Source organism: Umezawaea tangerina (assembly GCF_003002815.1).
GTDB lineage: Bacteria > Actinomycetota > Actinomycetes > Mycobacteriales > Pseudonocardiaceae > Umezawaea > Umezawaea tangerina.
Genome location: NZ_PVTF01000001.1, coordinates 1032096 through 1053307 on the forward strand (window position 1 = coordinate 1032096; position 21212 = coordinate 1053307).

Annotated in this window: 17 protein-coding genes; 5 read left to right on the forward strand and 12 right to left on the reverse strand. The window is 71.3% G+C overall.

Translation table 11 applies throughout. The features are described 5' to 3' along the window. Positions 1–28 precede the first annotated feature (28 nt). The 5 genes from CLV43_RS04920 to CLV43_RS48395 form a co-directional block, all read right to left on the reverse strand. Positions 29–2557, reverse strand: a complete 2529-nt coding sequence (locus CLV43_RS04920; protein ID WP_106185683.1) for a polynucleotide kinase-phosphatase — start codon at positions 2555–2557, stop codon at positions 29–31. Then, on the reverse strand, positions 2557–3942 hold the full coding sequence (locus CLV43_RS04925) for a 3' terminal RNA ribose 2'-O-methyltransferase Hen1 (RefSeq protein WP_106185684.1): 1386 nt from the start codon (positions 3940–3942) through the stop codon (positions 2557–2559). The genes CLV43_RS04920 and CLV43_RS04925 overlap by 1 nt, the downstream gene beginning before the upstream one ends. A gap of 67 nt (positions 3943–4009) precedes the next feature. Further along, positions 4010–4228 carry a hypothetical protein gene (locus CLV43_RS04930; protein ID WP_106185685.1) on the reverse strand — a complete coding sequence of 73 codons (219 nt, stop codon included), beginning with the start codon at positions 4226–4228 and terminating at the stop codon, positions 4010–4012. Between the two features lie 229 nt (positions 4229–4457). Further along, positions 4458–6908, reverse strand: a complete 2451-nt coding sequence (locus tag CLV43_RS48390) for a hypothetical protein (protein WP_211304217.1) — start codon at positions 6906–6908, stop codon at positions 4458–4460. Then, positions 6905–7105 carry a hypothetical protein gene (locus CLV43_RS48395; protein WP_106185686.1) on the reverse strand — a complete coding sequence of 67 codons (201 nt, stop codon included), beginning with the start codon at positions 7103–7105 and terminating at the stop codon, positions 6905–6907. The genes CLV43_RS48390 and CLV43_RS48395 overlap by 4 nt, the downstream gene beginning before the upstream one ends. Between CLV43_RS48395 and CLV43_RS04945 the strand changes: the two genes are divergently transcribed. Both CLV43_RS04945 and CLV43_RS04950 read left to right on the forward strand, forming a co-directional pair. Continuing rightward, positions 7104–9104: a thioredoxin domain-containing protein gene (locus CLV43_RS04945; RefSeq protein ID WP_106186036.1), complete on the forward strand. Its 2001-nt coding sequence runs from the start codon at positions 7104–7106 to the stop codon at positions 9102–9104. The two genes, CLV43_RS48395 and CLV43_RS04945, sit on opposite strands and share 2 nt — an antisense overlap. A gap of 66 nt (positions 9105–9170) precedes the next feature. After that, a complete protein-coding gene (locus CLV43_RS04950; RefSeq protein WP_106185687.1) occupies positions 9171–9737 on the forward strand; it encodes a hypothetical protein in 567 nt (188 codons plus the stop codon). A 197-nt stretch (positions 9738–9934) separates the two neighbouring features. On the opposite strand, the gene trhA is transcribed toward CLV43_RS04950, so the two are convergent. Continuing rightward, on the reverse strand, positions 9935–10564 hold the full coding sequence (gene trhA / locus CLV43_RS04955) for a PAQR family membrane homeostasis protein TrhA (protein WP_106185688.1): 630 nt from the start codon (positions 10562–10564) through the stop codon (positions 9935–9937). 164 nt (positions 10565–10728) lie between these two features. Between trhA and CLV43_RS04960 the strand changes: the two genes are divergently transcribed. After that, positions 10729–11508: an isoprenyl transferase gene (locus CLV43_RS04960; RefSeq protein WP_106185689.1), complete on the forward strand. Its 780-nt coding sequence runs from the start codon at positions 10729–10731 to the stop codon at positions 11506–11508. 79 nt (positions 11509–11587) lie between these two features. On the opposite strand, the gene CLV43_RS04965 is transcribed toward CLV43_RS04960, so the two are convergent. Together CLV43_RS04965 and CLV43_RS04970 are read right to left on the reverse strand one after the other, a co-directional pair. Beyond that, on the reverse strand, positions 11588–11854 hold the full coding sequence (locus CLV43_RS04965; protein ID WP_106185690.1) for a hypothetical protein: 267 nt from the start codon (positions 11852–11854) through the stop codon (positions 11588–11590). Positions 11855–12052: 198 nt separating this feature from the next. Beyond that, on the reverse strand, positions 12053–12364 hold the full coding sequence (locus CLV43_RS04970; RefSeq protein WP_106185691.1) for a hypothetical protein: 312 nt from the start codon (positions 12362–12364) through the stop codon (positions 12053–12055). Between the two features lie 239 nt (positions 12365–12603). On the opposite strand from CLV43_RS04970, the gene CLV43_RS04975 reads away from it, so the two are divergent. Together CLV43_RS04975 and phoH2 are read left to right on the forward strand one after the other, a co-directional pair. After that, positions 12604–13842, forward strand: a complete 1239-nt coding sequence (locus CLV43_RS04975; RefSeq protein ID WP_106185692.1) for a DUF885 domain-containing protein — start codon at positions 12604–12606, stop codon at positions 13840–13842. A gap of 460 nt (positions 13843–14302) precedes the next feature. Beyond that, the gene (phoH2, locus tag CLV43_RS04980) at positions 14303–15592 is read left to right on the forward strand and encodes an RNA 5'-3' helicase PhoH2 (RefSeq protein WP_106185693.1); all 1290 of its coding nucleotides are present in this window, start codon (positions 14303–14305) and stop codon (positions 15590–15592) included. 436 nt (positions 15593–16028) lie between these two features. On the opposite strand, the gene CLV43_RS04985 is transcribed toward phoH2, so the two are convergent. The 4 genes from CLV43_RS04985 to CLV43_RS05000 all read right to left on the reverse strand — a co-directional run bounded on the left by CLV43_RS04985 (position 16029) and on the right by CLV43_RS05000 (position 21188). Then, entirely contained in the window at positions 16029–16814 is a 786-nt protein-coding gene (locus CLV43_RS04985) for an ABC transporter permease (protein ID WP_106185694.1), read from the reverse strand. Then, complete coding sequence (locus tag CLV43_RS04990; RefSeq protein WP_106186037.1) at positions 16811–17764, reverse strand: ABC transporter ATP-binding protein; 954 nt, start codon at positions 17762–17764, stop codon at positions 16811–16813. The genes CLV43_RS04985 and CLV43_RS04990 overlap by 4 nt, the downstream gene beginning before the upstream one ends. A gap of 60 nt (positions 17765–17824) precedes the next feature. Further along, positions 17825–19264, reverse strand: coding sequence for a GuaB1 family IMP dehydrogenase-related protein (locus CLV43_RS04995; RefSeq protein WP_106185695.1), 1440 nt, complete (start codon positions 19262–19264; stop codon positions 17825–17827). A gap of 361 nt (positions 19265–19625) precedes the next feature. After that, positions 19626–21188: an ATP-dependent DNA ligase gene (locus CLV43_RS05000; protein ID WP_106186038.1), complete on the reverse strand. Its 1563-nt coding sequence runs from the start codon at positions 21186–21188 to the stop codon at positions 19626–19628. Positions 21189–21212 lie beyond the last annotated feature (24 nt).

A 21212-nucleotide genomic window follows, 5' to 3' on the forward strand; every position in this document is an offset into this window, starting at 1 on the left:
ACGAGGGACAGGTCGGGGATCGACAGGTTCACAGGCGCGGGTCCACCGGTTCCGATTCGAGGGCCAGGACGGCGAAGACGCACTCGTGCACGCGCCACAGCGGTTCGCCCGCCGCGACGCGCCGCAGCCCTTCCAGGCCGAGCGCGTACTCGCGGAGCGCCAGCGAACGCTTCCCGCCCAGCGAGCGCTCGCGCAGCCGGTCGAGGTTCGCGGTCTCCGTGTAGTCCGGACCGTAGATGATCCGCAGGTATTCCCGGCCGCGGACCTTCACACCGGGCTGCACGAGCCCGCGCCGCCCGCGCACGAGGTTCGCCAGCGGCTTGACCACCATGCCTTCGCCACCGGCCGCGGTCAGCTCCTCCCACCAGGCCGCACCCGCCGCGAGGGACCGCTCGTCGGTGGTGTCGACGACCAGGTTCCTGGTCGCGGTGAACAGGTCCGGGTCGGCCGCGCGCAGCCGTCCGGCCACCGCCAGGTGCCATGGGTGCGGCTTGCCCTCGTAGGTGCGGCCCTGGCTCGCGAGCACCTGGAACGGCGCCAGCCGGACGCCGTCCAGCCCGTCGGTGTCCCACACGTACCGGCGGTAGGCCGCGCGGTAGGCGGAGGCGTTCGCGGCCCGCGACGCGGTGCGCGCCAGCAGGTCCCCGACGTCGACCCCGCGCTCCCGCGCCGCCGTCAGCGCGTCGACGGCCCTCGGCAGCGCGGCGCACGCCGCCGCGCCGACGGACGCGTACTGCTCGCGGACCAGCCCATCCGCCTTGGCGCTCCACGGCAGCAGCTCGGCGTCCAGCAGCAGCCAGTCCGTCGCCAGCTCCTCCCACAGCCCGGCCGACGCCACCGCCGCGCGCACCCGGTCCAGCAGCGCCTCGTTGAGGTCGGTGGGGAAGAACGCCCGCCCGGTGCGGGTGTGCACGGCACCGGTGCCCTCGACGTCGAACCGCCGCGGCGCGGTCGCGGCGTCGCGGCAGACCAGCACGACGGCCCGCGAGCCCATGTGCTTCTCCTCGCACAGCACGTGCGCCACCCCGGCGCCGCGGAACCCGGCGAACGCCTCGGCGGGGTGCTCCAGCACGTCCTGCCGCGCGGAGGTCGCGGTCGGCGCCATCGTCGGCGGCAGGTAGGCCAGCCAACGGGGGTCGACGGCGAACCGGCTCATCACCTCCAGCGCCGCCGCGGAGTGCTCCGCGCTGATGGCGACCCGGCCGTGGTGCGCGGTCCCGACCGCGCGGTTCCCGGTGACGTCGCCCAGCTTCAGCGGCCGCGGCCCGCGGTCGGGCGCGGTGCCGAGCGGGCGCACCGGCTCGTACCAGACCCGGTGGGCCGCGACCGAGACGACCTCCTTCTCGGGGTAGCGCAACGCGGTCAGCCTGCCGCCGAACACCACACCGGTGTCCAGGCACAGGGTCCGGTTGACCCACTCGACGTCGGGCACCGGCGTGTGCCCGTAGAGGACCACCGCCTCGCCGCGGTAGTCGTCGGCCCACGGGTAGCGCACCGGCAGCCCGAACTCGTCGGTCTCGCCGGTGGTGTCGCCGTAGAGCGCGAAGCTCCGCACCCGACTGGAGGCGCGGCCGTGGAAGCGCTCCGGCAGACCGGCGTGCGCCAGCACCAGCGCACCGCCGTCGAGCACGTGGTGCGACACCAGGCCGTGGCAGAACGCCTCGACCTCCTCGCGGAACCCCGCGGGCTCCTCGGCCAGCTGCGCCAGCGACTCGCCCAGCCCGTGCGCGACCTTCACGTCGCGGCCGCGCAGCGCCCGGACCAGCTTGTGCTCGTGGTTGCCGCTCACCGCGAACGCGTGCCCCGACCGCACCATGCCCATCACCAGCCGCAGCACGCCCGGCGTGTCCGGACCGCGGTCCACGAGGTCTCCGACGAACGCCGCCCGCCTGCCCTCCGGATGCGCGGCGTCGACCGCGCGCCCGGCGTCGTCGCGGCTCAGCACGTACCCCAGCGCGCCGAGCAGCTCCTCCAGCTCGGCGCGGCAGCCGTGCACGTCGCCGACCACGTCGAAGGGCCCGGTCTCGTGCCGCAGGTCGTTCAGCATCCGCTCGTAGGCGAAGGACGCGCTGTCCACTTCGGACTGACCGTGCAGCACGTGCACCTTGCGGAAGCCCTCCTTCCCCAGGTGCCGCAACGACTTCCGCAGGTCGGCCACGTGCCTGCGCACGACCCGCGCGCCGAAGTCCCGGTCCGGCCGCGCCGCGTTGCGCGCGACGCAGACGTCCTCCGGCAGGTCGAGCACGACCGCGACCGGCAGCACGTCGTGCTCGCGCGCCAACGCGACCAGCGCGGCACGGGCGCGCCGCTGCACGTTGGTCGCGTCGACCACGGTGACCCGGCCCGCGGCGAGCCTCTTGCCCGCCACGTGGTGCAGCACGTCGAACGCGTCGGCGGTCGCGGACTGGTCGTTCTCGTCGTCGGAGACCAGGCCGCGGAAGTAGTCGCTGGACAGCACCTGCGTGGGCGCGAAGTGCCGGGCGGCGAACGTGGACTTGCCGGACCCGGACGCGCCGATCAGCACGACCAGCGACAGGTCGGGGATGGTCAGCTCCATCAGGACTCCTGCCTCCTCGTGAACACGGCGAGCTGGGTGGGGGAGCCGAGCGCGGGGTCCTCGGGCCCGACGGGCAGGTGCGCGGCGGTGTAGCCGTACCGCCGCCCGACGGCGTCGGCCCAGGCCCGGAACCGCGCCCTCGTCCACTCGAAACGGTGGTCGGCGTGCCGGAAGGCGTTGGGGCGCAACGACTCGAACAGCGCGTTGTACTCGACGTTCGGCGTCGTCACGACCACCGTGCCGGGGCGCGCGACACCGAAGACGTTGTGCTCCACCACGGGCAGCCGGTCCTCCTCGACGTGCTCGACGACCTCCATCAGCACCGCCGCGTCGTACCCCGCCAGGCCCTCGTCGGCGTAGGTGAGCGAGGACTGCCGCACCGAGATCCGCCCGCGCGCCCGGTCCGACAGCCGGTCCAGGTGCAGCCGCCGCTCGGCCGTGCGCAGCGCCTTCGACGACACGTCCACGCCCAGGACCTCGGTGAACAGCGGGTCCTCCACCAGCGCGCGCAACAACGCGCCCTCACCGCAGCCCAGGTCGACGACCCGTCGCGCCCCGGCCGACCGCAGGACGGCCAGCACCGCCTCCCGGCGCTGCACGGCCGGCGGCAGCGGCACGTCGACGGGCTCGTCGAGCGCGTTGTCCAGCGCCTCCTCCGGCACGTCGTCGGCCTCGGCCAGCCGTTCCAGCGCCGACGGCACGAACCCGCCACCGCGCCCCAGGTACCGGCGGGTCACCAGCTCCCGCTCCGGGTGCCCGGCCAGCCAGCCCGCACCCGCCCGCAGCAGCTTGTCCACCTCCTGCCGGTCGACCCAGTAGTGCTTCGAGCCGTCCAGCACCGGCAGCAGCACGTAGAGCTGCCGCAACGCGTCGGCCAGCCGCAGCTCGGCGGTGAGCACCAGGTCCACGTACCGCGAGTCGCCCCACGCGGGCACCTCCGGGTCCAGCGGCACCGGCGTCGCCTCGACCGCCCACCCCAGCGGCCCGAACAGCGCGGCGGGCAGCCCCGCGTCGGGCGTCCCGACCGCGGGCACCTCGACCCGCAGCGGGATCACCTGCCCGACCAGCTCGGGCCGCGCGTCGCACCGCCCGTTCAACGCCGTCCGGAACACCGCCCCCATCGCCACCGCCACCAACGACCCCGCCGCGTACGGCCGGTCGTTCACGTACTGCGCCAGGCCTCCCGCCCGCCCGCGCCGCACCAGCGCGACCGGATCGACCTCCAGCAGCAGCGCCACCGTGCACACGTCCTCGTCCGCGCGCGGGTAGAACACGTGCGCCACCCCGCCCGCCACCGCGAACACCTGCGCCCGCCCCGGATGCTTGTGCAGCAGGAAGCCGAGGTCGGACGCGGGCCGGTGGGTGGTCGTGATCGTCAACAGCACCAACCGAGTCTGACCGACCACCCCCGCCCGACGCGCCCGAATTACCGGCGGCGCGGCATCCGTGACGTCAAGGAGAACGCAGGGCTGAGCGTGCGGTGCCGCGAGTGGGGTGATCGCCCACTTCCGCGACCGCTCGGGCGAAAGCGCGGAAGGTCAGAACCCGCTCGCGCGCGCTCAGGCCGCGCAGCGCCGACAAGAAGCCGACCAGGAGGGCCAACGGGCGGATGGCCCGCTGAAGGGCGAGTGCGCCGGCGCCGATCAAGGTGGACAGCAATGCCGCGGTCACGATGGGAGTCCTTTCGGAGTGACTGCGCACCACTCGGTGCGCTGACGCTGATCCAAGCCGCGCGGTAACCGGACTCCGAGGCGCCTTGTGCGCTGTGGCCCTCGAAGTGCCTGGTCGGAGGTGGTACGTCCGGACTTCCGGTCCGGATTTCCGCTCCGCCGGCATGGCGCAAGACCGCGATCCCACCGCTCAGGACGAGAGCGCGGCGAAGTGGTCGGGCGGGGTCGCGTCAATGCACGAACCCACGGGTGGGATCGCGAGGCGGTGCTTTCCCGAACTCCTTGAACCACCCTTCCGGGCGCAGGTCTCCGATGTCCATGCTCTGGTTGAGCGGGTCGTCGGGGTGCTCCACGCCTTGCATCACCGGGGAGTAGAGGAAAAGCACGTCGTGGTCCTGGAAGAGCAGGGTCGAGCAGGTGCGCCAGTCGAAGTCGTCCGGTAGTCCGGGGAGTCCCCCGGTGAACTCGGCCACCAGATCCGGTTGATCACATGTCATCGCGGAAGCGCTCTGCAGGGCGAAGTGGAGCGCCAGCTCCTCCGCCGCGCAGCGAGGTTCAGGGGAATGACCGAGGGTGATGTCCTCGTTGAGGTCGTCCAGTGCCCGCAGCATCCTGCGCCGCCACGACCTAGGTTGGCCCCAGGTGGCCGCGGGCAGGCGTGTGAAGAAGATCCCGAAGTGGTCCGGGGAGATCGGCTGGTCACCCAGCTCCTCCAACTCGTCGTGAGCCATGTCGGCGAGGATCTCCAGGTTGCAGCCGAGGACGCGCGCGGTGCGGGGTGTCATCCGCCACGGCTCTTCTTCTTCCTCATCCCGGTCGACATCCGAGTCGCGGGTTGTCGAACCTGGTTCGCGACCACTTCTCGGCAGGTGTATTCCCGGTTCGTCGAAGGAGGTGATCGCCACGGCATCTCCGCCTTTTGCCGCGCGGACGTACCACTCATGGGATTCGTCGTCCCGTCCGTTCCGCTGAGCGATCACACCCCGGAGTCGCATGGCGAGTGCGTCCCCCTGCGCTGCGGCCCTTTCATAGCAGGCCGCCGCCTCCTCCCGTCGTCCTTCGACCTCGTGCAGGACACCAAGGGTGCGGGCCTGCAGTGGAGTCCCCGCTTCGGCGACCGTCCGGTACCACGAGGGCCAGGTGTGTTCCGGGCGTCGCTCGCGCTGCACGAATCCCAGGTGGTGCATGGCGGCACGGTCACCTCGGGACGCCAACGGGGAGAAGCAGCGCTCGGCGAGCGCCAAGCGACCGCAGCGGGAAGCGGACCGCCCGACGGGCAGCAGTTCGCTGCCGCCGTTCGCGTGCGCGACCGCGGCCTCCCACGTCTTGTCGGGGATGTCCGCCGATCCGACGGTGTCCACGAGGTAGTCGAACGGTCGCCAGGCTGCCGCGGTATCCGTGGCGACCAACATCCCCGCCACCCCGAACTGGGTCTCCGTCGCCCACACCAGTGCCTGCTCGGGGCTCTCCGCTCGGAGGCGGTGGGCATCCTCGACGGTGAGGTAGCACGGAGTCAACGCCAGCAGGGTCTTGGCGGGCAGAGGGGTGGAGATGCCCGCCCGTGCGAGGTCGATGGCCGCTTGGACCAATGCCGCGCCGCGGGGATGACCGCCGGGCCTGCGTCTGGTGGTCAGGAACTCCGCGAGCAGCTTCGGGCCGGCGGCGAGGTGTTCCGCGACGCCGTGAACGCCGTGGTGGCGTGCCGCGTCCTCCAGGCGCACGTCGCCGTTCGGGCCCGCGAGGTGCGCGCCGAGCCTGCTCATCTCCGCCTCGGACCACTGTCGGTCCAGGACAAGCGGTTCGACGAGGTTCAGGATTCGGGACCCGAGGCGGTGCGCGGACCTCGCACCGGCGTCCACGCCTCTGAGTGCGCGCTCGCTGTAGTTCCCGTAGACCTCGGAACGCATGGTGGCGACGACCACGACGTGTTGTTCCAGGAGCGCGGACAGCATGCCCTGGTCGAGACCGCCGGGCAGGAGGAAGCGGTCGAGGTCGTCCAGCCACAGCACCCACTTCCGGGGGTCGGGTTCCGGTAGCGATACCCGCGACAGCACAGGACTCAGATCGCCGGCCGCGGGTGGTGCGATGATCCAGTGGTCCGGGAGCTCACGTCGCACGGCCTCGAACGCGCACCGTGACTTCCCGGCCGTGGACTCGCCGACCAGCAGGACGAAGCCGCCGTTATCCCTGGCGTCCGCCAGTCGGGCTGAGATCGTGCTGTCCGCGTCCCTCGGCACGTAGGTCGGCAGAGGTGGAGCACCTTCGACGCGGCTCGTGCGGTGCACGCCCAGTTCCAAGGGGTCGGCGTCGGCCACTGCGCGGATCGGGATCCGGACTTCGCCGGCCGTGGGGTTCGACCTGTCCCGCGCTGGAGTCAGAGCCTTGGTGCGCGCCGCCCGCAGTAGGCGATCCCACCTCGCCGGGTCGGCGAGTTCGGGAGGGAGGACCTTTTTCCGCTGCTGGGCGCAGATGGTGACCGCGCGGAGGAAGTGGAGGAAGAGCTTGAGGGTCGGTACGTGCTTTCCGCTCCGCCAGTCGCTGATGCGCTGCACTGACAGGGAGGTTCGTCCGAGGGAGTTCTTGCTCGCGGAGCAGATGGAAGCCGGTTTGGGAGAGCCGGACGCGACGAGCAGGGCGTCCAGGCGTTCCCGGAAGACCCGCTTCCCCTTGTGCTCGGTCACAAGGCGTCCCCGGCAGGCATGATGTACCGCTTGTCCGTGCCCACGACGACCATTCCGTCCGCGATCCCGATACCGGTGCACTGCTCCTCGGACCGAGGAGCGTACTGCTCGACGCTGGTTCGAGCGGGCAACTGCGCGGCCACGGCGGCGCCGCCGTCGGGCGCGACACGGCCGTCGAGAATTACTGTGGACGCCATGACGAACCGGCTCGCGTCCTCGACCAGCCCGTACCTCCTCCAGCACGCGGACAACCCGGTGCACTGGTGGCCGTGGTCGGAGGAGGCGTTCGAGGAGGCGCGGCGGCGGGACGTGCCGGTGTTGTTGTCGATCGGGTACGCGGCGTGCCACTGGTGCCACGTGATGGCGCACGAGTCGTTCGAGGACGAGGCGACGGCGGCGTACCTGAACGAGCACTTCGTGAACGTCAAGGTGGACCGCGAGGAGCGCCCGGACGTGGACGCGGTCTACATGGAGGTCACGCAGGCCTTGACGGGGCACGGCGGGTGGCCGATGACGTGCTTCCTGACGCCCGCGGCGGAGCCGTTCTACGCGGGCACGTACTACCCGCCGCAGCCGCGGCCCGGCATGCCGTCGTTCGGGCAGGTGCTGGAGTCGATCGCGGCGGCGTGGGCGGACCAGCGCGACGAGCTGCTGGAGTCCGCGGCGGCGGTGGTCGCCGAGCTGTCCCAGCGCGGCGCGCCGCTGCAACCGTCCACAGTGGACGAGGAGGCGCTGTCGGGTGCGGTGGTGTCGCTGCTCGGCGAGTACGACCGCAAGCGCGGCGGGTTCGGCAACGCGCCGAAGTTCCCGCCCGCCATGGTGGTCGAGTTCCTGGTGCGGCACGGCGAGCGCACGGGGTCGGTGCAGGCGCTGTCGATGGCCCGCGCGACCTGCGACGCGATGGCGGCCGGCGGCATCTACGACCAGCTGGCGGGCGGGTTCGCGCGGTACTCGGTCGACGCGTCCTGGGTGGTGCCGCACTTCGAGAAGATGCTGTACGACAACGGTCTGCTGCTCCGCGCGTACACCCACCTGAGCCGCCGCGACGACAACCCGCGCTACCGCGAGGTCGTCCGCGACACCGCCGAGTTCCTGCTGCGCGACCTCGGCACGCCGCAGGGCGCGTTCGCCTCCTCGCTGGACGCCGACACCGACGGCGAGGAGGGGCTGACCTACGTGTGGACGCCCGCCCAGCTGGTCGAGGTGCTCGGCCGGGAGGACGGCGAGTGGGCCGCCGAGCTGTTCGCCGTGACCGCCGAGGGCACCTTCGAGCACGGCACCTCCACGCTGCGCCTGCCCGCGCCGGCGACCGACCGCGACCGCTGGGACCGCGTCCGCGAGGCCCTGCTCAAGGCCCGCGACCTGCGTCCGCGGCCGGGCCGGGACGACAAGGTCGTCACCGCCTGGAACGGGCTCGCCATCTCGGCGCTGGCCGAGGCGGGCGCCCTGTTCTCCGAACAGCGCTGGGTCGACGCGGCCGTCCGCGCGGCCACCCTGCTGCTCGACGTGCACCTGTCCGACGGCCGACTGCTCCGCACCTCCCGCGACGGCGTCGCGGGCACCGCCGCGGGCGTGCTGGAGGACTACGGCTGCCTCGCCGACGGCCTGCTGGTCCTGCACCAGGTCACCGGTGCCACCCGCTGGCTCGACGCGGCCTGCGGCCTGCTGGACACCGCGCTGGCCCGCTTCCCCGTCCTCGGCGCCGAGGGCGCGTTCTTCGACACCGCCGACGACGCCGAGACCCTGGTCCGCCGCCCCTCGGACCCGACCGACAACGCCAGTCCGTCCGGTGCGTCCTCGCTCGCGTCCGCCCTCCTCACGGCCTCGGCGCTCGGCCCGGACCGCGCCGCCCTGTACCGGACCGCCGCCGAGCACGCCGTCGCCCGCACCGGCCTGCTGGCCGCCCGCGCGCCCCGGTTCGCGGGCCACTGGCTCTCCGTCGCGGAGGCCCTGCACGCGGGCCCCGTGCAGGTCGCCCTGGTCGGCGACGCGCCCGAGCTGGTCGCCGCCGCCCGAGCTGGTGTCCACGGCGGTGGCGTCGTGGTCGCGGGCGCTCCCGACTCGGCCCCGCTGCTGGCCGAACGCCCCCTCGTCGACGGCGCCCCGGCGGCTTACGTCTGCCGCGGCTACGTCTGCGACCGCCCGGTCACCTCGCCCGAGGAGCTGGCCGCCGCCCTCCGCCCACAGCGAACGTAAGCTTGTCAGCCGCGTTGCAAGCGTAGCGTCGTAATCAAGTAATCAACGCTACGGGTTGGAGCTGACATGGGACGCGGATGGGGCCCCGGACGGGGCAAGGGCGGCTGGCAGCAGGCGGACCTGCCGTCGGCGGACGACGCGGCCGCGTGGTTCAGCGGCCGCCTGCCGGACGGCTGGTTCACCGGCGCGCCGGAGGTCGTGGTCGACCGCGAGGAGATCCTCGTCGTCGGCACGCTGCCGGACCTGGAGGGCGAGTTCGCCGACGAGGCCGCGAAGTCGGCCGCCGAGTCGGGCCGGATCAGCCGGTACCGCGAGCAGACCAGGGACGAGCGCATCGAGATCGCCAGGCAGGCCGAGCACCGCTACGGCCGCAAGGTCGCCTGGGGTGCCCGCCTCGGCGGGACGGAGGAGCTGTTCACCACGCTGTCGGTGCCGGTCATGACCAGGCTCAGGCAGCCGGAGCGCAAGGTCCTCGACACGCTCGTGGCCGCGGGCGTGGCCCGGTCCCGCTCCGAGGCGCTGGCCTGGGCGGTCCGGCTCGTCGGCGAGCACGCCGACACGTGGCTGGGCGAGCTGCGCGAGGCCATGTCCAAGGTGGACGACCTCCGGGCGCAGGGCCCGGACCTGGGATGACACGTCCACCGGGCAGTCGTCCACCAGGGTGAACCCGGCTCCTGGGACCTCAAGGCCTTCTTAAGCGCCGGTCCGGATCGCAGTGGTGTGGGCCACACTCGATCCGTGGCCAGGGGGTGCCAGGGGAAGCCGCTGATCGGTCTGGGGGCCGGTCAGCGGCAAACCCCGGAACGGCGGGTCGGGCGGTGCACAGGGCCTCAGCCCGAGTACACGGCCAGGAAGATCGCGATGTAGTGGCAGATCGCCGCCACCACGGTCGTCGCGTGGAACACCTCGTGGAACCCGAAGACACCGGGCCACGGGTTGGGCCACCGCACCGCGTAGAACACGGCCCCCACCGTGTACAGCAGACCGCCGGCGATCACGAGCACCAGCGCGGCCACCCCGGCCTGGTGCAGGATGTCCGGCAGCACGAACACCGCCACCCACCCCAGCGCGATGTACATCGGGACGCCGATCCACTTGGGCGCGTGCGGCCAGGCCAGCTTCAGCACCACACCGCTGACGGCACCGATCCACACCACCGCCAGCACGACGTTCCCGGTGCTCGCGGGCATGGCGAGCAACGCGAACGGCGTGTACGTCCCCGCGATGAACACGAAGATCATCGAGTGGTCGAGCCGCTTCATCCACGTCCGCGCGCTGACGCTCACCCAGTTCACCCGGTGGTAGAGCGCGCTGATCCCGAACAGCCCGAGCACGGTCGCCCCGTACACCGACGTCGCCAGCGCGGCCTTCCCCGACACGGTCGCGGCCGCCAACGAGATCAGCACCGCCCCGGTGGCCAACGAGGTGAAGAACGACCACACGTGCAGCCACCCGCGCATCCGGGGCCGCAGTGCGGGCTCGGGTTTCCGCGGGTGCGTCGCTGAGGTCGTCACCCGTCCGAGGTTACGGCACCGTAGGTTCCGGCGCAGTGGTCGTGCGGTGAACTTCACGCGCTCGCGGCAGCCGCCCGTGACGCCGCTCACCCGGCGTAGGCTCTTCGGTCGTGGGGCTTCGCAAGCGCGTCAGGGACGTCTTTTTCCGGGTCTACGAGTACCGGTTGAACCGGTGGCTCGACGGCAAGCAGCGGCCGCGCCACGTCGGGGTCGTGTTGGACGGCAACCGCAGATGGGCCAAGGAAGCCGGGTTCACCGACGTCGCGCACGGGCACCGCGAGGGGGCCCGCAAGATCCTCGACCTGCTGCGGTGGTGCCGGGACGCCGACGTCGAGGTGGTGACCCTCTGGCTGTTGTCGACGGACAACCTGGACCGTCCCGCCGAGGAACTGGGTCCGCTGCTGGACATCATCGCGGACATCGTGGACGAACTGGCCGGTCCGGAGAACCCCTGGCGCGTCAGGCACGTGGGCGCGCTGGACATGCTGCCCACGGAGACCGCGGCGAGGTTGTCCGCCGCCGCGCTGCGCACGACCGGCCGAACCGGACTCGAGGTCAACGTCGCGGTCGGCTACGGCGGCAGGCAGGAGATCGCGGACGCGGTCCGCAAGCTGCTCCAGCAGCACGCGGAGAGCGGCGGCACGATCGAGGAGCTGGCGGAGGTCCTCGACGTGGACCACATCGCCGAGCACCTCTACACCTCCGGCCAGCCCGACCCCGACCTGCTGATCAGGACGTCGGGGGAGCAGCGGCTGTCCGGGTTCATGCTGTGGCAGTCGGCGCACTCGGAGTTCTGGTTCTGCGAGGCGTACTGGCCCGCGTTCCGCCGCACGGACTTCCTGCGCGCCCTGCGCGACTACGCGATCCGGCACCGCCGCTTCGGCTCCTGAGGGCCCCGCACGACAGGCCTTGAACGCGGGGAAGGGGTGCCGCGCTGAGCGCGGCACCCCTTCCCCGTCAGAGCTGGACTCAGCCCTCGAAGTTCACGTCGTCGCCGTCGACGATGGCGCCGGCGGCGCAGTTGCCCGTGATGGACGGGGAGTTGATCGGCACCGCGGCACCGAGCACGCCGACGTTGTTGCCGCACACGCCGGCCGTCACGTTGGCGTTGTTGCCGTTGAGCGCGGAGAGCAGGCCGCCGTTGTTCCAGGTGGCGTGGCCCTCGGCGAACGCGGGGGAACCGATCATCATGAGGCCTGCCGCAACGGCCGCGACAACGCCTGCCTTCTTCAGCACTGTGAATCTCCTTCAGATCAGGTAGGGATTTCCCTGGTGGAAAAAGTACCGGTTCCGATCCGGGAATGCGCGCTGGCTAATCATATTGTGTGAATATGGCCCGTCGCGATGTCGGACGGTGTCCGGACATGCGTCAGGAGCGTCACCGGAATGGGATCCGGTGACGCTCCTGAGCTCACTCGACCAGCGAGGGGAAAATCAGCCCTCGAAGTTCACGTCGTCACCGTCGACGATGCCGCCCGCGGCGCAGTTGTCCGTGATGGACGGGGAGTTGATCGGCACAGCCGCGCCGAGCACGCCCACGTTGTTCCCGCAGGCACCGATGGTGCCGTTCACGTTGTTGCCGTTCAGCACGGACAGCAGCGGGCCGTTGTTCCAGTGGTAGCCGTGGCTGTGGCCGTGGCCGTGGCCCTCGTCGTCGTGGCCCACACCGGTGGTGGCGAACGCCGGGGCGCCGATCATCATGAGGCCGGCCGCAATGGCGGCGACAGCGCCTGCCTTCTTCAGCACGTTAAGTCTCCTTCTAATTCGGGATTTCCCCGTGTTTTCCGGAGTCTTCGGGGATCTCCGGATGGTGGGGCCCTCGACTGTGGAAGTTACCGAACGACAACGGGGGTCCGCTCACCGCTGACACCATTGTGTGACGCCGGGTGCACGTTCTGTCGCCTGTTCCGGTGCACTTTCTTTTCCGATTCGTTGCCGCGTCGTGCGCTGTGGTAGCCGCATTCGCCTCGTATGCTGCCGTGCTCATGGACGTCAACCAGCTGGTGCGCGAGTACCAGGTGCTCGGGCTCAGGCTCGGCCGCCTCGTGCCGGGTCTCGTGGACTCGTTCACCGGCGACCACGGCGTCCGCCGCCAGGTGGACAACGAGCCGGTGCCGCACCCCACGGCGCTGGCCGCGCTGGCCGGGCTGCTGCGCCGCGAGCTGGTCGGGTGCGAGCTGTCCGAGCAGCGCCGCCGCTTCCTCGACGCGCACCTGGTCGCGCTGGAGTGCACCGCCCGCAAGCTCGCGGGCGTGCGCGTCGGCTACGTCGACGAGGTGCGCGCGTACTTCCAGGTGACGATCCGGCCGGGCAACGTCGAAGGCTACCGGCACGCGCACGCCCGGCTGGACGACCTGCTGCCGGGGCCGGGGTCGCTGGCCTACCGGCTGGGCGAGTTCCGCGCCCTGGACGAGATCCCGGCCAAGCGCCTGGAGCGCTGCGTGCACGCGCTGTCGAGCGCCCTGCGCGACCTGGCGCGCGAGCGGTTCGGGCTGCCCGAGAGCGAGACCGTCGAGTACCGGATAGTGCGGGACAAGCCGTGGAGCGGCTTCAACTACTACCTGGGCGGCTTCCGCTCGCTGGTGGCGGTCAACGCCGACCTCGGGCACCGGATGTCGAACCTCCCGCACCTGGTCGCGCACGAGTCCTACCCCGGCCACCACACCGAGCACTGCCGCAAGGACGCCGGGCTGGTCGCGGGCCGCGGCTTCGCCGAGCAGTCCCTCTTCCTGATCAACACCCCGCAGTGCCTGATGGCCGAGGGCCTGGCCGACCTGGGCCTGCACGCGCTCGTCGGCCGCGGCTGGGGCAGGTGGACCGAGGACATCCTGCGCGACCTGGGCCTGCGGATGGAGGGCGACCTGGCCGAACGCGTCGAGCTGGCCACCTCCGGCCTCGCGGCCGTGCGCCAGGACGCCGCGCTGATGCTGCACGACCGCGGCGCCGACGAGGCCGACGTCGTCGCCTACCTGTGCCGCTGGCTGCTCGTCCCGGAGCGCCGGGCGCGGCAGATGGTCCGGTTCCTGGCCGACCCGCTGTGGCGCGCCTACACGACGACCTACGTCGAAGGGGTGCGCCTGGTGCGTGCCTGGCTGGACTCGAGACCACCGGGGGTGTCCCTTGCGGACAGATACCTGACCGTCCTCGATGAACCTCTCGTTCCGGCCACGTTGCGGGAAGAAGTCGAGTCCGGGGTGTCCTGGCTCCCCCGCGACTCTGCGTGATCATCGGCATTCGGGTGACACAACGTGCGGTGAGCTGCGCGAACGCCACTTCCACTGGGCCGGTTGGAGTCCGGTTCGGGCCTCCGATCACCCAGCGCGGCGGACTCGGGCCGTTCGGGGGCGGCAAGAGGAATTTGCGAATCACCTGTGTGGCTCCCTGCACACGGGGCACTTTCGCAGGTAACTTTCGAACTGGCGGGACGCGACCACTGCGGACCGCGCAGGGAGGCCCTGATCGTGGTGGTTGACGCGAGGGGGCCGGCACCCGGCCTCCGTGGTCGGTTCGCCTGAACGTAGGCGCTCCGACCGATCGGGGTTGGTGCCTGGCCCAGCGAGGAACGGACGCGGGTGCCGCGTTCGTGAGGGAGTTGCCGTGAACGCACGACGACCCGCGAGCCGTTCCTCAGGCTCATCGCGCAGTACTTCCCAGGACGGCGACGGTCCGGCCATCCACACCTACGTGGTGGACACGTCCGTTCTCCTCTCCGACCCGATGGCGACCACGAGGTTCGCGGAGCACGAGGTCGTGCTGCCGCTCGTGGTGATCAGCGAGCTGGAGGGCAAGCGGAACCACCCCGAGCTGGGCTGGTTCGCCAGGGAGGCGCTGCGACTGCTCGACGACCTGCGTCTGCGGCATGGTCGGCTGGACTCCCCGGTGCCGATCGGCGATGTCGGTGGAACCCTGCACGTCGAGCTCAACCACACCGATCCGGAGGTGTTGCCCGCCGGTTTCCGCACCGACTCGAACGACGCGCGCATCCTCGCCTGCGCACTGAACCTGGCCGCCGAGGGCCGCTCCGTCACCCTCGTCACCAAGGACATGCCGCTGCGCGTGAAAGCGGGTGCCTGCGGCCTCGCCGCGGACGAGTACCGAGCCCACGACGTCACCCTGTCCGGCTACAACGGCATGTCGGACGTGGACGTCGACCAGGACGTGGTGGACGCGCTCTTCCGGGACAGCACCATCGACCCGGCGCTGCACGACCTCGCCGACCTGGCCGAACTGCCCTGCCACAGCGGGCTGCGCCTGCTCGCGGGGTCGTCGAGCGCGCTCGCGCGGGTCACACCGGACAAGCAGATCAGGCTGGTCAGGGGCGACCGCGAGGCCTTCGGCGTGCACGGCCGGTCCGCCGAGCAGCGCATCGCGCTCGACCTGCTGCTCGACCCCGACGTCGGCATCGTCTCGCTGGGCGGACGAGCCGGGACGGGGAAGTCGGCGCTCGCGCTGTGCGCGGGCCTCGAAGCCGTCATGGAACGCCAGCACCACCGCAAGGTCGTCGTCTTCCGCCCGCTGTACGCGGTCGGCGGCCAGGAGCTGGGCTACCTGCCGGGCTCCGAGAGCGAGAAGATGCAGCCCTGGGCGCAGGCGGTGTTCGACACCCTCGGCGCACTGGTCAGCCAGGACGTGGTCGAGGAGGTCATGGACCGCGGCATGCTCGAAGTCCTGCCCCTCACCCACATCCGCGGCCGGTCGCTGCACGACTCGTTCGTGATCGTCGACGAGGCGCAGTCGCTGGAGCGCAACGTGCTGCTGACGGTGCTGTCCAGGCTGGGCACGAACTCGCGGGTGGTCCTCACCCACGACGTGGCGCAGCGGGACAACCTGCGGGTCGGACGGCACGACGGGGTGGCGGCGGTGATCGAGAAGCTGAAGGGGCATCCGCTGTTCGCGCACGTGACGCTGACGCGGTCTGAGCGGTCGCCGATCGCGGCGCTGGTGACGGAGATGCTGGAGGACTATTCGAGTTAGGGGTGGTTGTGGGGAGGGGCGCTCACCGGGAGGTGGGCGCCTTTTTCTCGTTTGTGGGGGTTGTGTGTGGCGGCGTTGGGGAGGGGTTCGCGGCGTCGGGAAATGTCGTACCCCGGTCGTAGTGTGTGCGTCGGGGGGTTCTCGCTGCGGGGGGACCTCTGTTTGGGGTGGGTGTTGCGCGGTATGGGAGCCGTGGTGTGTGTCGCCCGGTGTCGCTACCACGGACTCCGGGTGCGGTCGGCTTGACTTGGGGCCCCTTTTTTGGGCTTCGTCGGGCGAAAAAGGGCAGGTGGTAGAGCCTGCCCGCCGCCGCAAGTTTAAGCCCAAAAACCCCAAGTCAAGCCGACCGCACTAGCGGACGAGCACTGCTCGCTTCCAGCTTCGTTGGGCCGCTTGTGTTGCTGTTTCAGCGTTGTTGGGCCGTTGGTTTTTGTGCTCAGTCCAGTGCGCGCCGCATGAAGCCCTTCATGCCCAGGGTGCCGAAGGCGGTGATGGAGATGGTGAGTACCAGCAGGCAGGTGCCGAGGGGGATGTGGGGGACGGTTGGGGCGAGGACGGCGCGCATGCCTTCGCTGACGTAGGTGAGGGGGTTGAGGGCGCAGAGGAGTTGGAACCAGCGGGTGTGGTCTAGGGCGGACCAGGGGAATTGGGCGGAGCCGGTGAAGAGGAGGGGGGTGAGGATGACGGCGAACATGATGTTGATGCGGCGGGGTGGGACCGAGGTGCCGATGACCATGCCGACGGAGGCGCCGGCGAGGGAGCCGAGGCAGACGACCAGGAGGGCGGCGGGGAGGCCGGAGGTGGGCCAGGTGACGTCGAGCAGGAGGAAGCCGATGGGGACCATCAGCACGGCGGCGAGGAGGCCGCGGAGGGCGCCGAAGACCATTTTCTCGACGGCGACCAGGGGGATGGGGATGGGGGCGAGCAGGCGGTCCTCGATCTCGCGGGTCCAGGAGAAGTCGAGGACGAGGGGCAGCGTGGTGTTCTGCAGGGCGCCGAGGAAGCCGTTCATCGCGACGATGCCGGGCAGCAGCACGGCGGCGAAGTCGCCCTGCACGAAGCCGATGTCGCCGAGCACCTTGCCGAAGATGAACAGGGTGAAGAACGGCTGGATGAGCACCTGGGCGAGGAAGCTGGGCAGTTCGCTGCCGGTGACGAACACGTCGCGCCACAGGATCGCGCGGAACGTGCGCACGGAGACCGACGTCGGTGTCGCGCTCATCGGAGCTCCCTGCCGGTCATCTGGATGAACACGTCCTCGAGGCTCGGTTTGCCGATCGCCAGGTCGCTGACCTGCACGTCGAGGGCCTCAAGGGTGCGCAGCACGGCGGGCAGCGCGATGGCGGCGGTGGCGTCGGTGTAGACGCGGAACACGCTGCCGCCGGACACCTCCTCGACCCGCACGACCCCGTCGAGGTCGGTCAGGGCCGCGTTGACCGGCCTGTCGCCGTCGGGGGAGACGGTGACGCTGATGGTGGTGCTGCCGGGCAGGGAGGAGGTGAGCTTGTCCGGGCTGTCCAGGGCGAGCAGCTTGCCGTGGTCGACGATGCCGACCCGGTCGCACAGCTTCGCGGCCTCGTCCATGTCGTGCGTGGTCAGCACGATCGTCACGCCCTCCGCCCGCAACGCGGCCACGCGGTCGTGGACGAACAGCCGCGCCTGCGGGTCGAGGCCGGTGGACGGCTCGTCGAGGAACAGCACCTTCGGGCGGTGCATCAGCGCCCGCGCGATCATCAGGCGCTGCGCCTGACCGCCGGACAGCGTGTCGACCAGCGCCTTCGCGTGGTCCTCCAAGCCCATCTTGGCCAGGATCCCGTCGGCGAGCGCGGTCCGCTCAGCCCGGCCGATGCCGTGGTAGGCGGCGTGGAACAGCAGGTTCTGCCGGGCGTTCAACGTCCGGTCGAGGTTGTTGCGCTGCGGCACGACGGCCAGCAGCTGCCGGGCCCGCTGCGAGTCGGCGACGACGTCCACCCCGCACACCAGGGCACGGCCCGACGTGGGCCGCACCCTGGTCGTGAGCACGCCGACCGTGGTCGTCTTGCCGGCACCGTTGGGGCCGAGCAGGCCGAACACCTCACCGGGCGGCACGGTGAAGCCCAACCCGTCGACGGCCGGTTTCCCGCCCGCCTTGTAGACCTTCACGAGGTCCACGACCTCCACGGCATCGTCCACGCGCACAGCCTAAAACATGGGGGCAGCCCACATTTCAGGATCTGAGGAATGTCCGTTTCGCTACCAGCCGCCCGGCAGCGGCCGCCCCTCGGCGAAGCCCGCCGCGGACTGGACGCCCAGCACCGCGCGCTCGTGGAACGCCTCCAGGTTCTCCGCGCCCGCGTACGTGCAGGACGACCGGACACCGGCCGTGATGGCGTCCAGCAGGTCCTCGACGCTGGGGCGGACGGGGTCCAGCCACATCCGCGAGGTCGAGATGCCCTCCTCGAACAGCCCCTTGCGGGCCCGGTCGAACGCGCTGTCGGTCCGCGTCCGCGCACTCACCGCGCGCTTGGACGCCATCCCGAACGACTCCTTGTACAGCCGCCCGGACTCGTCGCTGCGCAGGTCGCCGGGCGACTCGTAGGTGCCCGCGAACCACGACCCGACCATCACGCTCGACGCGCCCGCCGCCAGCGCCAGCGCCACGTCGCGCGGGTGCCGCACCCCGCCGTCGGCCCACACGTGCTTACCGAGCCGCCGCGCCTCCGCCGCGCACTCGGCGACGGCCGAGAACTGCGGCCGCCCGACCCCGGTCATCATCCGCGTCGTGCACATCGCACCGGGCCCGACACCGACCTTGACGATGTCCGCACCGGCCTCGACCAGGTCGCGCACGCCCTCGGCGGTCACGACGTTGCCCGCCACCACCGGCACGGTCGGCCCGACCCGCCGGATCGCCCGCAGCGCCGTCAGCATCTTCTCCTGGTGCCCGTGCGCGGTGTCTACCACCAGCGTGTCCACCCCGGCCTTGAGCAGCTCGGCGGCCTTGTCGGCCACGTCCCCGTTCACACCGACCGCCGCGGCCACCCGCAACCGCCCGTCACCGTCCACCGCGGGCACGTACACCTCGGCCCGCAGCGCCCCCAGCGCCGTCAGCACACCGGCCAGCCGCCCGTCGCCGTCGACACCCAGCGCCACCTTCTGCGTCCGCCCCTGGAGCTGGTCGAACACCTCGCGCGGGGCCGTGTCCAGCGGCAGCGTCAACACGTTCGGGTCGGCGACGTCGGACAGCCTCGTGAACCGGTCGACACCTGAACACGCGGCCTCGTCGACCACGCCGACCGGACGGCGGTCGCCGTCGACGACCACGACAGCACCGTGCGCGCGCTTGGGCAGCAGGTTCACGGCATCGGCGACGGAGTCACCGGGACCCAGCACCAGCGGCGTGTCCCACACCGCGTGCCGCGCCTTCACCCAGGACACGATCTCGGCGACCACGTCCGGCGCCACGTCCTGCGGCAACACCACCAAGCCACCGCGGCGGGCCATGGTCTCGGCCATCCGCCTGCCCGCCACAGCGGTCATGTTGGCGACCACGACGGGGATGGTCGCCCCGGTGCCGTCGGAGGTGGAGAGGTCGACGCCGAACCTGGACTCCACGGCTGAACGGCCGGGGACCAGGAAGACGTCGTCGTAGGTCAGGTCGTAACTGGGGCGATGCCCTTCGATGAACCGCACGAGACTCGAAAGTACGCGTTGTGGGGGGTTGGTGCTGGGGGTTTGGTCGGGGGGTGGTGCTGGGGTGGTCGTGGGGGTCGGTTGCCGGGTGTTGCTGGGGTTTGTTGCGGTGGTTGCTGGGGGGGGCGTTGCTGGGTGTGGAGCGGGGTATCGCTGCAGAGGTCTTCGGGTGCGGCCGACTTGACTTGGGGCCCCTTTTTTGGGCTTCGTCGGGCGAAAAAGGGCAGGTGGTGGAGCCTGCCCGCCGCCGCAAGTTTAAGCCCAAAAACCCCAAGTCAAGTCGGCCGCACGGCGGACGGGCGTGCTCGGTTTCGTTGTGGTGGGGGTGCTTGCTCGGTGGGGTGTTTGGTTGGCGGGGTGCTCAATCGGTGGGTTGGTTTGGGTTTTGGCTTGGGTTTTGGTTTTGGCTCTGTGGTGGGGGTGTGGGTGTGGGTAGTAGGGCGCGGACGGCGTCGATGGTGTCGGCGTCGGTTGGGTCTTTGTCCGGGCGGTAGCGGAGGACGCGGGCGAAGCGCAGGGCGACGCCGCCCGCGTAGCGGGGGCTCACCTGGGCGCCGTCCAGTTCGATCTCGATCACCATGGTCGGGCGCACCAGGATTCCCCAGCGGTGTTCCTCGACGGCGATGGTGGCGAGTTCGCGGGTTTGCCAGTCGAGGAGTTCGTCGGTCATGCCCTTGAAGGTCTTGCCCACCATGATGGGCGGGCCGCCGTCGGGGTCGCGGGCGCCCAGGTGGAGGTTGGAGAGCTTGCCGGAGCGGCGGCCGCTGCCCCATTCGACGCCGAGCACGACGAGGTCGAGGGTGTGGACCGGTTTGACCTTCTGCCAGGCGCGGCCGCGGCGGCCGGCGGCGTAGGGGGAGTCGAGGGCCTTCACCATCACGCCCTCGTGTCCGGCGGCGAGGGCCTGGTCGACGACCGAGGCCGCCTGTTCCTCTGTGGCCTCGACGACGCCGGGGATGACGTGGACGCCCGCGACGGTGCGCAGGGCGGTCAGGCGGTCCCGCAGCGGGGTGTCCAGGAGGTCGTGGCCGTCGAGGTGGAGGCAGTCGAAGAAGAACGGGGACAGCAGCAGCTCGCGGACGTCCTGGGCGCCGAAGCGGCTCATGGTCTCCTGGAACGGGCGGGGTTTGCCGTCGTCGGTGAGGGCGAGGGTCTCGCCGTCGAGGACGACGCTGGTGCAGGGCATGGCGCGGACGAGGTCGACGAGCTCGGGGACGGTGGCGGTGATCTCGCGCAGGGTGCGGGTGAAGACGTGCACGTCCGAGCCCTGGCGGTGCACCTGGATGCGGGCGCCGTCGAGCTTGTGCTCGACGACGACGCTGCCCAGCTCCGCCAACGCCTCCGGCAGCGACTCGGCGGGGGAGGCGAGCATCGGGCGGACGGGGCGGCCGACCACGAGGCGGAAGGCGGACAGCTCCTCCTCGCCGCCGTGCAGGGCGGCGACCGCGGTGTCGGTGAGGCTGCCGGAGAGCATGAAGGCGCGGCGGACGGAGGGGGCGGGGACGTCGGCGGCGGAGGCGATGGCGTCGAGCATCACGCCCTCCAGCGCGCCTTGGCGCAGTTCGCCGGTGAGCAGGCGCCGCAGGAACCCCTGTTCCGCCGCGGTGGCCCGGCCGAACAGGGCGGCGAGCAGGTCGGACCGGCGCTGCGCCGAGCCCTTGCCGCTGAACTCGCCGTACGCCCCCAGGGCCTCGTCGACCTCGACGACGGTCAGCGACTCGCCGCCCGCGGGCGGGACGTCGAGGTCCTGCACGGTGCGCCAGCCCGCGCCGATGCGCCCCTGGCTGGGCACGCCGACGAGGAACGACACGACCGCGGGCGTGTCCAGCCGCTTCAGCAGCGCCGCCAGCGCGGCGACCTTGGCCAGCCGCGACCGGGTTCCGGCCACGGTCTCGGACGTCTCGACCACCTCGGTGAACAGCACGTCGTCCATGGTGCACCCGAGCAC